The following is a 14,841-nucleotide window of genomic DNA, read 5'->3' on the forward strand; positions in this document are numbered from 1 at the left end:
GGCGGCGCGCATGGGCGCGCATGGGCGGGCAGGTGGCCGGGTAGGGGTGGTTGAGCGGGCGACCACCCGGCCGCCCGCCACCCCAGGACTCCAGGAGGGACGCCGTGAAGGCCGTCGTCTACCGAGGACCGAAGAACGTCACCGTCGAGGACGTGCCCGACGCGCGCGTGGAGAACCCCACCGACGCCGTCGTGCGCATCACCACGACCAACATCTGCGGCTCCGACCTGCACATGTACGAGGGGCGCACCAGCGTCGAGGAGGGCAAGGTCCTCGGCCACGAGAACACCGGGATCGTCGAGGCCGTCGGCGACGGCGTCGACCGGGTGAAGGTCGGGGACCGCGTCTCGGTGCCCTTCAACATCGCCTGCGGCAGCTGCCGCAACTGCGTGCACGGCTGGACGTCGTTCTGCCTGCGCACCAACCCCACCGAGGGCGTGGACGGCGCGGCCTACGGCTACGCCAACATGGGCCCCTACGACGGCGGGCAGGCGGAGTTCCTGCGCGTGCCGTTCGCCGACTTCAACCTGCTCGAGCTGCCGGGGGGCACCGAGCACGAGAACGACTTCACGATGCTCTCGGACATCTTCCCCACCGGCTGGCACGGGGTGGAGCTGTCCGGGATGGTCCCCGGCGACGACGTCGCCGTGTTCGGCGCCGGCCCCGTCGGGCTGATGGCCGCGCACAGCGCCCTGCTCAAGGGCGCCGCGCGGGTGTTCGTCGTCGACGAGGAAGCCGACCGGCTGCGGCTGGCCGAGAGCATCGGCGCGGTCGCGGTGGACTTCTCCGCCGGCGACCCCGTCGAGCAGATCACCGAGGCGACGAAGGGCCGCGGCGTCGACCGCGGTGTCGAGGCCGTCGGGTACCAGGCCCACGACCCGTCCGGCGACGAGCACCCCGAACTGGTGCTGGACAACCTCGTGCAGGTGGTCCGCGCCACCGGCGGCATCGGCGTCGTGGGCGTCTACATGCCCCAGGACCCGGGCGCCGCCACGGAGGCCGCCCAGCAGGGCCGCATCGGCTGGGACTACGGCACCTTCTTCACCAAGGGCCAGTCCATGGGCACCGGCCAGGCGCCCGTCATGCGCTACAACCGCCAGCTGCGCGACCTCATCGTCGCCGGCCGCGCCACCCCCGGGTTCATCGTGTCCCACGAGCTGGGCCTCGAGCAGGCGCCCGAGGGCTACGCGAAGTTCGACGCCCGCGAGGAGGGCTGGACGAAGGTCCTCCTGCACCCGGGGTCCTGACACCCCGCTCCCGGCGGGCGGTCCGCCACCGGCGGTGGTGGACTGCCCGTCGACGGGCGCGCGCCCGGGACGACGGTGACGACGGAGGTGGCCGGTGGCCGCGAAGAAGGAGCACGGGGTCCCCGACCCCGAACAGCTGCCCAGCACGCTGCAGCGCTCGGGCGAGAAGGCGCAGCGCACGTACGCGGCGGCGCTGGACTCCGCGGAGGACACCTACGGCGACGGCGAGCGCGCCCACCGCACCGCCTACAGCGCCCTGAAGCACACCCACGAGAAGGTCGGCGACCACTGGGAGCCGAAGGAGGGCGGGCGCAAGGGCCCCTCCGACGCGCAGGCCGAGGGCGGGCGCGACACCGACCGCCCCACGGCCGGCGGGGTGGACGCCAACGCCACCAAGGCGCACCTGCAGGACGTCGCCAAGCGGCTCGGCGTGCCGGGACGCTCGCGGATGAGCAAGGAGGAGCTCGTCGAGGGCATCCGCAGGGCCAACGACCGCGCGACGCGGCGGGCCCGGGAGGACTGACGGCGCCGCGAGCGCTGCGGGGCTCGTGGCGCTCACGGAGTCCGACCTCGGTGTCGAGGACGACTTCCACGCGCCCGACCTGGGTCTGGTCCGGCAGCAGGACGCAGCGGACCTGGGCCTGCACGTGCCCACCGCCGAGATCGTCTCCCCCGACGACGCCAGCCGCGCGAAGATCCCCTTCCACCTGGGCCGGGGAGTGCGTGAGGTGTGGCTGGCCGACCCGGCCGAGCGCGTCCTGACCGTCCACACGTCCGACCACCCGGACGCCGGCGCCACCGGCCGGTCCGGGCGCAGCGCCGTCCTGGGCCTGGACGTCGAGGAGGTCACCCGCCGGCTCGGCTGGTGAGCACCGGCGGAGCCGGCGAGGGGCCCGGCGCTCAGCCCCCGCCGTGCAGGCGCACGGCGTGCCGGGCCGCCGCGCGGGCGCGGCGGCGGTCCCCGGCGGCGTCGTAGGCCAGCGCGAGGCGGTACCAGGCGCCCGCGTCACCGGGCGCGGCCTCCACCTCGGTGCGGTACCGCTCGTACATCTCCTGCCCCGCCGCGCGGTCCACGCGCCCGCTGGCGGTGCGGCGCAGGTCGTCCACCGGCAGCTCGCCGCGGTCGGCCAGCTCGCGGCCCAGGCGCTCGGTGGCGCGGCCGAAGGAGATCTCCCGCCACACCGCGTACGCCCCGACCAGCGGGAAGGCCAGCAGCGCGGTGCCGAGGGCGGCACCGGCCCACTCCCCCGTGCCCAGCAGCAGGACACCGGTCCGGCCCAGCAGGACGAAGTAGACGAGCAGGGCGGCCACCGAGACCGCGACGACCACCTTGGTGCGCACGGCGGCCGCCTCAGCCCAGGTCGAGGTAGTGCTCGAGCCCGATCGTCACCCCGGGGCGGGAGACGACCTCCCGGACCCCCAGCAGCAGCCCGGGCATGTAGGCGGCCCGGTCGTAGGTGTCGTCGCGCAGGGTCAGGGTCTCCCCCGGCCCGCCGAGGACGACCTCCTGGTGGGCCGTGGCCCCCCGCACCCGCAGGGCGTGGACGTGGATCCCGTCGACGACGGTGCCGCGGGCGCCGTCGAGCTGCTGCTCGGTGGCGTCGGGCACGTCGCCCAGCCCGGCCTCGGCGCGCGCGGCGGCGATGAGCTGCGCCGTGCGCACGGCCGAGCCGGAGGGCGCGTCCACCTTGCCGGGGTGGTGGGTCTCCACGACCTCCACCGACTCGAAGAAGCGGGCGGCCTGCCGGGCGAACTGCATGACCAGGACGGCGCCCAGGCCGAAGTTCGTGGCGACCAGCACGCCCAGGTGCGGGGCGGAGGCCGACCAGCCGCGCAGCGTCTCGTAGCGCTCCGCGTCCCAGCCGGTGGTGCCCGTGACCACGTGCAGGTCGTGGGTCAGGGCGAACTCGACGTTGCCCATCACCGACGACGGCACCGTGAGGTCGACGAGCACGTCGGCGCCCACGGCGTCGCCCAGGTCGTCGCCGCGGCCGATCTCGGCGACCAGCTCCAGGTCCTCGGCCGCCGAGACGGCGCGCACGGCCTCGCGGCCCATCCGCCCGCGCGCGCCCACCACCGCGACCCGCAGCGGGGCGCGCTCCGGGTCGCCGGCGCCCGGGCCGAGGCTCACGACAGCACCCCGCGGAAGGCGCGGTCGTCGGCGAAGGGCCCGACGACGGTGACGGCCCGCGGCCGCCCGACGATCTCGGCGGCCATCGCCTGCACGTCCTCGGCGGTCACGGCCCGCACCCGCGCCAGGACGGTGTCCAGGTCGAGGAAGGCACCGTGCACCAGCTCGGCCTTGCCCAGGCGGTTCATCCGGGCGCCGGAGTCCTCCAGGCCCAGCACGAGGCCGCCGGCCAGCTGGCCGGTCCCGCGCTGCAGCTCCTCGGCGTCCAGGCCGCGCTCGGCCAGGCCGACGAGCTCGGCGAGCATCAGCTCGGCCACCTGCCCGGCTTTGGCGGGCGAGCAGCCGGCGTACAGGCCGACGTAGCCGGAGTCGGCGTAGTTGGCCGCGAAGCTGTACACCGAGTAGGCCAGGCCGCGCTTCTCGCGGACCTCCTGGAACAGCCGGCTGCTCATCCCGCCGCCCAGGACGGCGTTGAGCACCGACAGGGTGAAGCGGCGTTCGTCGGTGGCGGTGAGCCCGGTGGTCCCCAGCAGGACGTGCGCCTGCTCGGTGGGGCGCTCCACGACGAGGACCTGCGAGGCGACCAGACCGCCGCTGGTGCCGCCGGTGCGCCGCGGCGCGGGGGCGGCCTCGCCCAGGGTGCCGGCGGCGCGCGCCAGCTCCCGCTCGACGGTCTCCACGACCTCGTCGTGGTCCAGGCCGCCCGCGGCCGTGAACACCAGCTGGGAGGGCTGGTAGTGGCGCCGGTAGTGCGCCCACACGTCGTCGCGGCCGACGGCGCGGATGGTCTCCGGGGTGCCGCCGATGGGCCGGGCCAGGGGGTGGTCGCCCAGGACGAGCTCGGCGAAGCGCTCGTGCGCGACGTCGCCGGGGTCGTCGTCGTTCATCGCCAGCTCCTCGAGGATGACCTCGCGCTCGGAGGCGAAGTCGTCCTCGTCGAGGACGGCGCTGGTGACCATGTCGGTGACGACGTCGACGGCCATCGGCAGGTCCTCGTCGAGGACCCGCGCGTAGTACGTCGTGTGCTCCTTGCCCGTGGCGGCGTTGGCCTCCCCGCCGACCGCGTCGAACGCGGTGGCGATGTCCATGGCGTCGCGCCGCTCGGTGCCCTTGAACAGCAGGTGCTCGAGGAAGTGCGTGGAGCCGTGGTGGCCGTCGTCCTCGTCGCGCGAGCCGACCCCCACCCAGCAGCCGACGGTGGCCGAGCGCTGGGCGGGCACGGACTCGGTGAGGACGCGCACGCCCGAGGGCAGGACGGTGCGGCGGACCACCGCACCGTCCTGCTCGGACAGCGTCGTCGTCACCGGGGACCCGCCGGCCGCCGTGGTCGGCAGCTCGGCGGGACCCGGTGCGGTGCGGCCGCTCACGTCAGGCGTCGGCCGGCTCGGTGGCAGCGGCGTCACCGGCGTCACCGGCGGTCTCCTCCTCGGCCACGACGGGCACGAGGGAGAGCTTGCCGCGCGGGTCGATCTCGGCGATCTCCACCTGGACCTTCTGGCCGACGGAGACGACGTCCTCGACGTTGTCCACGCGCTTGCCGCCGGCGAGCTTGCGCAGCTGCGAGATGTGCAGCAGGCCGTCCTTGCCGGGCAGCAGCGAGACGAACGCGCCGAAGGTCGTCGTCTTGACGACGGTGCCGAGGTAGCGCTCGCCGACCTCGGGCATCGTCGGGTTGGCGATCGCGTTGACCGCCGCGCGCGCCGCCTCGGCCGAGGGGCCGTCGACCGCGCCGATGAACACCGTGCCGTCGTCCTCGATGGAGATGTCGGCGCCGGTGTCCTCCTGGATCTGGTTGATCATCTTGCCCTTGGGGCCGATGACCTCGCCGATCTTGTCCACGGGCACCTTGACGGTGATGATCCGCGGGGCGGTGGGCGACATCTCGTCGGGGGCGTCGATGGCCTCGGCCATGACGTCGAGGATGTGCAGGCGCGCGTCGCGGGCCTGGGTCAGCGCCCCGGCCAGGACGGAGGCGGGGATGCCGTCCAGCTTGGTGTCCAGCTGGATGGCGGTGACGAACTCCCTGGTGCCGGCGACCTTGAAGTCCATGTCGCCGAAGGCGTCCTCGGCGCCCAGGATGTCCGTCAGCGCGGCGTAGCGGGTCTCCCCGTCGACGGTGTCGGAGACCAGGCCCATCGCGATGCCGGCCACGGGGGCGCGCAGCGGCACACCCGCGTTCAGCAGCGACAGCGTCGAGGCGCAGACCGAGCCCATCGAGGTGGAGCCGTTGGAGCCCAGCGCCTCGGAGACCTGGCGGATCGCGTAGGGGAACTCCTCGCGGGCCGGCAGCACCGGCACCAGGGCGCGCTCGGCGAGCGCCCCGTGGCCGATCTCGCGGCGCTTGGGGGAGCCGACGCGGCCGGTCTCGCCGGTGGAGTACGGCGGGAAGTTGTAGTTGTGCATGTAGCGCTTGCGCGTCACCGGCGACAGCGTGTCCAGCTGCTGCTCCATGCGGAGCATGTTCAGCGTGGTGACGCCCATGATCTGCGTCTCGCCGCGCTCGAACAGGGCCGAGCCGTGCACGCGGGGCAGGACCTCGACCTCGGCGGACAGCGTCCGGATGTCGGCCAGGCCGCGGCCGTCGATGCGCACGCCGTCGGTGAGGATGCGCTGGCGGACCAGCTTCTTCTGCAGCGCGCGGTAGGCCGCGGAGACCTCCTTCTCGCGGCCGGCGAAGCGCTCGGCCAGCGACTCGCGCAGCTGCGCCTTGATCTCGTCGACGCGGCCCTCGCGCTCCTGCTTGCCGCCGATGGCCAGCGCCTCGCGCAGGTCGCCGGCGGCGGCCTCCTCGACGGCGGCGTAGACGTCGTCCTGGTAGTCCAGGAACAGCGGGAACTCGGCGGTCGGCTTGGCGGCCTCGGCGGCGACCTCGGCCTGCGCGGCGACGAGCTTGGCGATGTGCGGCTTGGCGGCCTCGAGGCCGGCGGCCACGACCTCCTCGGTGGGGGCCTGGGCGCCCTGCTCCTTGACGAGGTTCCAGGAGCCCTCGGTGGCCTCGGCCTCGACCATCATGATCGCGACGTCCTCGGTGCCGTCCGCGGCGGTGACGACGCGGCCGGCCACGACCATGTCGAACACGGCGCGCTCGACCTCGGAGTAGCGCGGGAACGCCACCCACTGGCCGTCGACCAGCGCGATGCGCACACCGCCGACGGGGCCGGAGAACGGCAGGCCCGCCAGCTGGGTCGACAGGGACGCGGCGTTGATCGCGACGACGTCGTAGGCGTCGTCGGGGTGGATCGCCAGCACGCTGACGACGACCTGGACCTCGTTGCGCAGGCCCTTGACGAAGCTGGGGCGCAGCGGGCGGTCGATGAGGCGGCAGGTCAGGATCGCCTCGGTCGAGGGGCGGCCCTCGCGGCGGAAGAACGAGCCGGGGATCTTGCCGGCGGCGTAGCTGCGCTCCTCGACGTCCACCGTCAGCGGGAAGAAGTCGAACTGGTCCTTGGGGGACTTGCCGGCGGTGGTGGCGCTCAGCAGGTAGGTCTCGCCGTCCAGGGAGACGCTGGCGGAGCCGGCGGCCTGGCGGGCGAGGCGGCCCGTCTCGAAGCGGACGGTGCGGGTGCCGAAGGAGCCGTTGTCGATGACGGCTTCGGCGGCGGTGATCTCGGGACCCTCCACGGGGTTCCTCCTCCGTTGCTCGGGGAGCACCCGCGCGTGCCGGGAGGGGTTCCCTCCCGTCCGGCCTTCGATCGAGGCCCACGGGCGCTGGTGCGCCCGGAGGCCACTACCGAGGACCGGCACGACGCTGCGGGGTGCTCGGGGTGGTGTGCCCGGTCGAGCCGGGGTCGTGCTGGGTGGTGCGGGGGCGGTCCCGCCGGGCGGGGCCTCCCCGAGTCTGCCGCCCGGACGGTCGCGACGCGCGCCGCGACGGCCCGGGACGGCAGCAGGGGCGGTCCCGACCGGCGGGACCGCCCCTGCTCGCCTCAGCGGCGGATGCCGACCCGCTCGATGATCGAGCGGTAGCGGTTGATGTCCTTCTTCGCCATGTACTGCAGCAGGCGGCGGCGCTGGCCGACCAGCAGCAGCAGGCCGCGCCGGCTGTGGTGGTCGTGCTGGTGCGTCTTGAGGTGCTCCGTCAGGTCGCGGATGCGCTGGGTCAGCATGGCGACCTGCACCTCCGGCGAGCCGGTGTCGCCCTCGCTGGTGGCGTACTCGGCGATGATCTTCTTCTTGACGTCGGCGTCGAGCGGCACTGACCTCTCCTGATCACTCGTTGCGCGGTGCCTCGGGGCTGGTCCACCCGGGCTCTCTGGGTCCGCGGCCGGCAGAACGGCGGGCCCCAGGCTACCAGCGCGGGCCCGCCCCGCCCCCACCGGCGGTCGCGGGCGGCGACGCTCAGCCCGCCCGGTCGGCCCGCCCGGCCCGCTCGGGCAGCCCGAGCGCCCGGCGGCACTCCTCCACGTCGCGGTGCATCTGGCGCACCAGCGAGTCCGCGTCGCCGAAGCGCAGCGTGGGGCGCAGCCGCTCGACGAGGTCGACGTCCACGCGCTCGCCGTACAGGTCCAGGTCGGGACCGGCGTCCAGGCAGTGCGCCTCCACCTGCCGGCGCACCCCGTCGAAGGTGGGGTTGGTGCCGATGGACACCGCCGCGGGCAGCCGCCGCCCGTCGGCGCGGCGCAGCCACCCGGCGTACACGCCGTCGGCGGGCACCAGCTGCTCCAGGCGCTCGCCGTCGAGGTTGGCCGTCGGGTAGCCCAGCTCGCGGCCGCGGTGGTCCCCGTGCACGACGGTGGAGGTCAGGCGGTGCTCGTGGCCCATGACCTCCGCGGCCCGGCGCACGTCCCCGGCCGCCAGCGCCTCGCGCACGGCCGTGGACGACCAGCGCGGCACGGGCGCGCGCCCGGGCAGCGCGGGGTCGCCCAGGTCGTCCAGGGCGACGACGTCGAAGCCGTGCCGGGCGCCCAGCTCCTGCATCGTCGCCAGGTCGCCGGAGTTGCGGTGCCCGAAGCGCACGTCGTGGCCCACGACGACGGCGCTGGCCAGCAGCGCCTCGACGACGACCTCGCGCACGAAGCGCTCGGGGCTCCAGGCGGCCAGCTCGCGCGTGAAGGGCAGGACGAGCACCGCGTCCAGGCCGGTGGCGGCCAGCAGCTCCAGCTTGTGCTCCAGGTCCGTCAGCAGGCCGGGAGCGCGCTCGGGCTGCAGCACGCGCAGCGGGTGCGGCTCGAAGGTGACCGCCACGGCGGCCGCCGCCCGCGCCCGGGCCGTCTCGACGACCCGGCCCAGGACGGCGCGGTGCCCGCGGTGCACGCCGTCGAAGTTGCCGACGGTGACGACCGAGGGGCGCGCGGCCCACTCCTCGTCGGCGGCGCGCGCCGCCCGGACGTCGTCGAGACCCCGCCAGCGCTGCACGCTGCCACTGTGCCAGCCGGGACCGCCGCGGCCGGTGCACGGGTCCCCGGGCGCCCGGGCGGGCGGCTGGCTAGCGTTCTGGGCGCCGACGACGACGCACCGAGACGACGCACCGCCGCAGCACCGACGAGACCCGCGCGACCTGGAGGTCAGCAGTGAGCACGAACCCCGTGGACCCGGCCGGCACGAGCGCCTGGGCGGCGCTCACCGACCACGCCGCCGCCACCACCCCCGACCTGCGGGCGTGGTTCGCCGACGACCCCGGCCGGGCCGAGCGCCTGACGTTCGACGCGGCCGACCTGCACGTGGACCTGTCGAAGAACCTCGTCACCGACGAGACCGTGCGCCTGCTGCTGCAGCTGGCGGAGGAGACCCGCGTGGGCGAGCGCCTGCGGGCGATGTTCGCCGGCGAGCGCATCAACGTCACCGAGGACCGCGCCGTGCTGCACACGGCGCTGCGCCGCCCGCCGGGCGCGCAGCCGCCGCTCGTGGTCGAGGGCCAGGACGTCGACGCCGACGTGCAGCGGGAGCTGGAGAAGGTGTTCGCCTTCGCCGACGCGGTGCGCTCGGGGGCGTGGACGGGTGTCACGGGCAAGCGCATCACGACGGTGGTGAACATCGGCATCGGCGGTTCCGACCTGGGCCCGGTGATGGCGTACGAGGCGCTGGCGCCGTACGTCCAGGAGGGCCTGGAGTGCCGGTTCGTCTCCAACATCGACCCCACCGACGTCGCGCGCACGACCCTGGGCCTGGACCCGGAGACCACGCTGTTCGTCGTGGCCTCCAAGACGTTCGGCACGCTGGAGACGCTGACGAACGCGCGCCTGGCGCGGCAGTGGCTGTGGGACGGCCTGGGCGCCGCGGGGGCGCTCGCCGACGACGACGAGGCGCGCCGCGGGGCGGTCGCGAAGCACTTCGTGGCGGTGTCGACGGCGCTGGAGAAGGTCGAGGCGTTCGGCATCGACCCCGCGAACGCGTTCGGGTTCTGGGACTGGGTGGGCGGTCGCTACTCCGTCGACTCGGCCATCGGCACCTCCCTGGCGGTGGCGGTCGGCCCGGAGCGCTTCCGCGAGTTCCTCGCCGGTTTCCACGCCGTCGACGAGCACGTGCGCACGACCCCGTTCGAGCGCAACGTCCCGGTCCTCATGGGCCTGCTGAACGTCTGGTACGTGAACTTCCTCGGCGCGCACACGCACGCCGTCCTGCCGTACTCGCAGCTGCTGCACCGCTTCCCCGCGTACCTGCAGCAGCTGACGATGGAGTCCAACGGCAAGTCGGTGCGCTGGGACGGCACGCCCGTCGGCACCCACACCGGCGAGGTGTTCTGGGGCGAGCCGGGCACCAACGGCCAGCACGCCTTCTACCAGCTGATCCACCAGGGCACCCGGATCGTGCCGGCGGACTTCATCGCGGTGGCCGAGCCGGCGCACCCGCTGGACGACGGCGGCACCGACGTGCACGCGCTGTTCCTGGCGAACTTCTTCGCCCAGACCAAGGCGCTGGCGTTCGGCAAGACGGCCGAGGAGGTGCGCGCCGAGGGCACGGACGAGTCGGTCGTGGCCGCGCGGGTGTTCTCCGGCAACCGCCCGACGACGTCGGTCCTGGCACCGGCGCTGACCCCGTCGGTGCTGGGTCAGCTCATCGCGCTGTACGAGCACATCACGTTCGTGCAGGGCGCCGTGTGGGGCATCGACAGCTTCGACCAGTGGGGCGTGGAGCTCGGCAAGAAGCTCGCGCTGGAGATCGCCCCGGCGCTGACCGGCGACGAGGAGGCGCTGGCCGCGCAGGACCCCTCGACCGCCGCGCTGATCCGGTACTACCGGCAGCACCGCTCCTGAGCGCGGTCCGGCCTACGATCGCCGCGTGGACGCGACCGCGGCGGTGAGCAGGCTCCTCGGGGCGGCCGCGGACGGCCGCCTCGAGGAGCTCGCCGCGCGGCGAGGCGCGCGGCTGCTGACGCTGTTCGGCAGCGCCGCGCGCGACCCGGCGCGGGCCCGGGACCTCGACGTCGCCGTGCTGGGCGCTCCGACGCCGGTTCCCGGCGCTGCCGGCTCCTCCGCCGACCTGCTCGGTCTGGTCGGCGACCTGGTCGACCTGACGGGTTTCGACGGCGTCGACGTGATGGACCTGGCGGCCGCGTCCCCGACGGCCCGGCACCGGGCGCTGACGGGGGCGCGGCTGCTCGTCGAGGCCGAACCGGGCCTGTTCGCCCGCCGGCAGATGGCCGCGGCCCTGGAGTTCTACGAGACCGCGTGGATGCGCGCCGCCGACCTGCGCAGGATGTCGGCGTGAGCCCGCGCGAGCTGGAACCGGACACGGTGCAGGCGAAGCTGCGCCTGCTGGAGGAACTGCTCGCCGCGCTCGACGGCGCGGGCCCGGTCACGGCGGAGCGCCTGCGGACCGACACGTGGTTCCGCCTGGCGCTGGAGCGCATGCTGACCCACAGCGTCGACACGGTCGTCGCGGTGTGCAGCCACGTCGCCGGAGCGCACGGGCGCACCCCGACGACCTACCGCGAGGCGGTCGCCGCGGCCGGTGAGCTGGGGGTCGTCGAGCCCGCGCTGGCCTCCTCGCTGGTCGCGGCGGTCGGGATGCGGAACCTGCTGGTCCACGAGTACGCCCGCACGGACCTCGACCGGGTCGCGGCGGCGGTGCCCGCGGCCGCCGGGGACCTGCGGGCGTTCGTGCGGCAGGTCGCCCGCTGGCTGGCGGAGCGGACGGGCTGACGGCGGAGGTGGAGGGTGCCGGCGGCCTCGGCCGCTACCGCCTGCTGGCCGCGGGGTACGACGTCCTGTCCGGCGAGCGGCCCCTGTACCGGGTGGGGCGCCTGGCGGGGCTCGCCGCCCTGGCACCGGCGTCCGGCGAGCGGGTCCTGGTGCTCGGCTGCGGCACGGGCCTGGACCTGCCGCTGCTGGCCCCCGCCGTGGGCCCGGCGGGACGGGTCGTCGCGGTGGACGCCAGCCCGGCGATGCTGCGGCGGGCGGTCCGCCGGGTCGCGCGGCACCGCTGGCAGCAGGTGACGCTGCTGCGCGCCGACGCCACGGCCGTCGCACCCGCCGACCTGCGGACCGCGCTGGGCGGGCCCGGCGCGCCGGCGGCCGCCGACGCCGTCCTGTTCACCTACTCGCTGTCGCTGATGCGCCCGTGGCGGGCGGCGTGGGCCACCGCCCTGGCGTGCGCGCGCCCCGGCGCGCGGGTCGTCCTGGTCGACCTGGGACTGCCGCAGGGGTGGGCTCGCCCGCTGGCCCGGGCGGCGTGCGCGCTGGGCGGTTCCGACGTGCGGGCGCGGCCGTGGACGGCGCTGCACGAGGAGCTGGTGGACGTGAGCGCGCACGAGTTCCGCCGCGGCCACGTGCAGGTGCACGCCGGGCGCGTCCCGCAGCCGGGTCCCCCGCACGAGCGGGGGACGCCGTCTCACACCTGGTTCTCCCCACCGTCGACGTAGAGGTTGGCGCCGAGCACGAACGTGCTCTGCTCGGAGGCGAGGAAGAGGACCGCCGCGGCGACCTCCTCCGCGGTCCCCATCCGCCCGAGCGGGACCTTGGCCGCGAACTCGGCCCGGACTGCGTCGAGCTCCTCGGCGGGCACCAGCCCGGAGAGCGCGGGGGTGTCGATGGTGCCAGGGGAGATCGCGTTGACGCGGACGCCACGGCCCCTGAGCTCGTTGGCCCAGGTGCGGGCGTAGGACCTCAGCGCCGCCTTGGAGGCGGCGTAGGTCCCGAACCCCTCGACCCCGTCGTCCGCCCGGACGGAGGAGTTGACGATCACCGAGGCCCCCTCGTTGAGCAGGGGCAGCGCCTTCTGCACGGTCAGCACGGTGCCGCGGACGTTGACGTCCAGGATCCGGTCGACGTGCTCCGCGGTGGTCTCCGCCAGGGTCGCGAAACCGGCGGCGCCCGCGTTCGCGAACAGCGCGTCCAGCCCCTGGCCCCGCGCCCGGACCGCGTCGTAGAGCCGGTCCAGGTCGGCCGGGTCCGCGATGTCGCCGGCCACCGCGGTGGCGGTGCCGATCACGTCGACCGCGTCGCGGAGCTCGTCCTCGCGCCGGCCCGTCACGAAGACGTGCGCGCCCTCGGCGGCGAGCCGTCGGGCCGCCGCCAGTCCGATCCCGCTGCTGCCGCCGGTGACCACGGCGGTCTTCCCGTCGAGCTGTCCCACGTCTGTTCCTCCGGAGGTGGACGTGCGCCGGTTCGGCGCGGTGAGGCCGTGCGGTCGGGTGGTGCTGGTTCAGAGGTCGACGCGTCGTCCGGTGGCCGCGGAGCGCGGGACCGCGTCCAGGAGCCGGTGCCGCCGGACGGCGTGGGCGAAGTCCGGCACGGTGCGCGCACCGCCGCGCAGCTCCCGCCCGATGCCCGCGTACGCGTGCGCGAGGGTGTGCACCGAGGTCCCGTGCAGGTGCGGGAATGCGTCGTACGCCGGCGGCACCTCCAGCCTCGCCAGGTCCCGGCCCCGGCGCGCGCCGTGGACGGTGAGCGGCGCGATGTGCGGGTGGTTCGCGGCGGTGGCCACCAGGGTCCCGGCGGTGCCGTCGAGCCGCAGCGAGAACCCGGGACCGGAGGCGGTGCCGCCGCGCTGGTGGGCGGACAGGACGGCGCCGCCCAGCAGCGTCCCGGAGATCGCGATCTGGTCGTCCGCCGTCACGGGCACGAACCGCCCTGTGCCGGCCAGCGGCACCCGGGGCCGGCGGACCGCCGTCGTGGCGACGACGTCGCGCAGCTCGCCGGTCACCATGAGCACCGGGTCGATCGCGTGGCCGAACGCGATGGCGAGCATCGTCGCGCCCTGCTCCCGGTCGAGGGTGTACGCCTCGCGCTCGGAGACGGGGGAACCCCACTCCGCGGCGGCCGAGAGGACCGTGGCCGACAGCAGCTCACCGACGTACCCGTCGGCGACCAGGTCGGCCAGCCACCGGAAGCGCGGCGACGAGCGGCCCTGCAGGCCGACGAACGTGGGCAGTCCCGCCGCGGCGGCGCTCATCTCGACCGCCTCCGCGTGGCTGACGGCGAACGGCCACTCGCAGAAGACGGGTTTCCCGGCGGCGAGCGCGGGCAGGACGAGGTCGCGGTGCTCCGGGGTCCTGACCGCGACCACGACGAGGTCGACGTCCTCCGCGGCGGCCAGCTGCCCGGCCGAGTCGTACGCCGGCACGCCGAATCTCCGAGCGGCGGCCCGGGAGGACTCCCGCGAGCCCGCCACGAGACCCCGCAGCTCGAACCCGCCGGCGGCCGCCATCGCCGGCAGGTGCGCGCCGGATCCCCAGCCGCCCCGGGCGCTGAGCCCGACGACACCGACGCCGACGGGACGGTCCACCGGCACCTCGTCCACGGGGCTCACACCTGGTTCATGCCGCCGTCGACGTGGAGCTCGACGCCGTAGACGAAGCTGCTCTCGCGGGAGGCGAGGAAGGCGACGGCGCTGGCGACCTCGTCGGGGTCGGCGATGCGCTGGGCCGGCAATCCGGAGGCGATCGACTTCTTCACCTCCTCCGCGCCCTCGCCGAAGACCTCGTCCCACAGCGGGGTGTCCACCGGCCCGGGCGAGACGACGTTGACCCGGACGCCCCGGCCGCTGAGCTCGTTGGCCCAGGTGCGCGCGTAGGAGCGCACGGCGGCCTTGGTGGCGGCGTAGGCGCCCTGGGCGGGGGTGCCGCTGCCGGCTGCGGTGGAGGCCACGAGGACGACCGACGCGCCGGGGTTGAGCAGCGGGAGGGCTCCTCGCACGGTGAGGTAGGTGCCCTTGACGTTGGTGTCGAAGATCCGGTCGTGCGCCTCCTCGGTCAGCTCCTCCAGGGTGGCGAGGTGGTTGGTGCCGGCGTTGGCGACGAGCACGTCCACACCCCGCCCGTGCTCGCGCACCCGCTCGTAGAGGCGGTCGACGTCGGCGGCGACGCTGACGTCGCCGACCACCGCCGTGGCGTCGCCGATGGCGGCGACCGCCTCGTCCAGCTGCTCCCGGCGGCGCCCGGTGATGACGACGTGCGCGCCTGCCGCGGCCAGCCGCTTCGCGGTGGCCAGCCCGATGCCGGCGCTGCCGCCGGTCACCACCGCGGTCTTGCCCTCGAAGTTCCTCATGACCGTGCGACTCCCTCGACGTAGATGTATACCGATC

The 14,841-nt window shown here is 75.1% G+C and carries 16 protein-coding genes; 7 read left to right on the plus strand and 9 right to left on the minus strand.

All coding sequences use genetic code 11. From position 1 onward, the window contains the following. Nucleotides 1–104 precede the first annotated feature (104 nt). From AB8M62_RS01640 to AB8M62_RS01650, 3 genes are all read left to right on the plus strand, one after another. Complete coding sequence (locus AB8M62_RS01640) at nt 105–1,247, plus strand: glutathione-independent formaldehyde dehydrogenase (RefSeq protein ID WP_369052936.1); 1,143 nt, start codon at nt 105–107, stop codon at nt 1,245–1,247. Between the two features lie 94 nt (nt 1,248–1,341). Then, nucleotides 1,342–1,770, plus strand: a complete 429-nt coding sequence (locus AB8M62_RS01645) for a ChaB family protein (RefSeq protein WP_369068442.1) — start codon at nt 1,342–1,344, stop codon at nt 1,768–1,770. A 25-nt stretch (nt 1,771–1,795) separates the two neighbouring features. Continuing rightward, complete coding sequence (locus AB8M62_RS01650) at nt 1,796–2,116, plus strand: Uma2 family endonuclease (RefSeq protein ID WP_369068444.1); 321 nt, start codon at nt 1,796–1,798, stop codon at nt 2,114–2,116. Between the two features lie 31 nt (nt 2,117–2,147). Here AB8M62_RS01650 and AB8M62_RS01655 read toward each other — a convergent pair whose 3' ends face one another. The 6 genes from AB8M62_RS01655 to AB8M62_RS01680 form a co-directional block, all read right to left on the minus strand. Beyond that, a complete protein-coding gene (locus AB8M62_RS01655; RefSeq protein WP_369068445.1) occupies nt 2,148–2,588 on the minus strand; it encodes a hypothetical protein in 441 nt (146 codons plus the stop codon). Between the two features lie 10 nt (nt 2,589–2,598). Then, nucleotides 2,599–3,378, minus strand: a complete 780-nt coding sequence (gene dapB / locus AB8M62_RS01660; protein WP_369052931.1) for a 4-hydroxy-tetrahydrodipicolinate reductase — start codon at nt 3,376–3,378, stop codon at nt 2,599–2,601. After that, the gene (locus tag AB8M62_RS01665) at nt 3,375–4,745 is read right to left on the minus strand and encodes a M16 family metallopeptidase (RefSeq protein WP_373694826.1); all 1,371 of its coding nucleotides are present in this window, start codon (nt 4,743–4,745) and stop codon (nt 3,375–3,377) included. The genes dapB and AB8M62_RS01665 overlap by 4 nt, the downstream gene beginning before the upstream one ends. A gap of 1 nt (nt 4,746) precedes the next feature. Continuing rightward, nucleotides 4,747–6,999 carry a polyribonucleotide nucleotidyltransferase gene (locus tag AB8M62_RS01670; protein ID WP_369068446.1) on the minus strand — a complete coding sequence of 751 codons (2,253 nt, stop codon included), beginning with the start codon at nt 6,997–6,999 and terminating at the stop codon, nt 4,747–4,749. Between the two features lie 305 nt (nt 7,000–7,304). Then, a complete protein-coding gene (gene rpsO / locus AB8M62_RS01675; protein ID WP_242129612.1) occupies nt 7,305–7,574 on the minus strand; it encodes a 30S ribosomal protein S15 in 270 nt (89 codons plus the stop codon). A gap of 142 nt (nt 7,575–7,716) precedes the next feature. Next, nucleotides 7,717–8,733: a bifunctional riboflavin kinase/FAD synthetase gene (locus AB8M62_RS01680; protein WP_369052929.1), complete on the minus strand. Its 1,017-nt coding sequence runs from the start codon at nt 8,731–8,733 to the stop codon at nt 7,717–7,719. Nucleotides 8,734–8,888: 155 nt separating this feature from the next. Here AB8M62_RS01680 and pgi point away from each other — a divergent pair, with 155 nt between their 5' ends. Genes pgi through AB8M62_RS01700 form a run of 4 tightly spaced genes read left to right on the plus strand, consistent with a single transcriptional unit; the run spans nt 8,889 to nt 12,178 of the window. Beyond that, nucleotides 8,889–10,571: a glucose-6-phosphate isomerase gene (pgi, locus tag AB8M62_RS01685; protein ID WP_369068447.1), complete on the plus strand. Its 1,683-nt coding sequence runs from the start codon at nt 8,889–8,891 to the stop codon at nt 10,569–10,571. Nucleotides 10,572–10,596: 25 nt separating this feature from the next. After that, complete coding sequence (locus tag AB8M62_RS01690; protein WP_369068448.1) at nt 10,597–11,025, plus strand: nucleotidyltransferase family protein; 429 nt, start codon at nt 10,597–10,599, stop codon at nt 11,023–11,025. Continuing rightward, complete coding sequence (hepT, locus tag AB8M62_RS01695) at nt 11,022–11,459, plus strand: type VII toxin-antitoxin system HepT family RNase toxin (protein ID WP_369052925.1); 438 nt, start codon at nt 11,022–11,024, stop codon at nt 11,457–11,459. The genes AB8M62_RS01690 and hepT overlap by 4 nt, the downstream gene beginning before the upstream one ends. A gap of 8 nt (nt 11,460–11,467) precedes the next feature. Next, nucleotides 11,468–12,178 carry a methyltransferase gene (locus AB8M62_RS01700; RefSeq protein ID WP_369068449.1) on the plus strand — a complete coding sequence of 237 codons (711 nt, stop codon included), beginning with the start codon at nt 11,468–11,470 and terminating at the stop codon, nt 12,176–12,178. Here the strand turns inward: AB8M62_RS01700 and AB8M62_RS01705 are convergent. The 3 genes from AB8M62_RS01705 to AB8M62_RS01715 all read right to left on the minus strand — a co-directional run bounded on the left by AB8M62_RS01705 (nt 12,148) and on the right by AB8M62_RS01715 (nt 14,804). Next, nucleotides 12,148–12,891, minus strand: coding sequence for an SDR family NAD(P)-dependent oxidoreductase (locus tag AB8M62_RS01705; RefSeq protein WP_369068450.1), 744 nt, complete (start codon nt 12,889–12,891; stop codon nt 12,148–12,150). The two genes, AB8M62_RS01700 and AB8M62_RS01705, sit on opposite strands and share 31 nt — an antisense overlap. 69 nt (nt 12,892–12,960) lie before the next feature. Then, a complete protein-coding gene (locus AB8M62_RS01710; protein WP_369068451.1) occupies nt 12,961–14,067 on the minus strand; it encodes a Gfo/Idh/MocA family protein in 1,107 nt (368 codons plus the stop codon). Then, nucleotides 14,064–14,804 carry an SDR family NAD(P)-dependent oxidoreductase gene (locus AB8M62_RS01715; protein WP_369068452.1) on the minus strand — a complete coding sequence of 247 codons (741 nt, stop codon included), beginning with the start codon at nt 14,802–14,804 and terminating at the stop codon, nt 14,064–14,066. Before AB8M62_RS01715 ends, AB8M62_RS01710 begins: the two co-directional genes overlap by 4 nt. Nucleotides 14,805–14,841: the final 37 nt, after the last annotated feature.

The organism is Kineococcus terrestris, assembly GCF_041020755.1.
Lineage (GTDB): Bacteria > Actinomycetota > Actinomycetes > Actinomycetales > Kineococcaceae > Kineococcus > Kineococcus terrestris.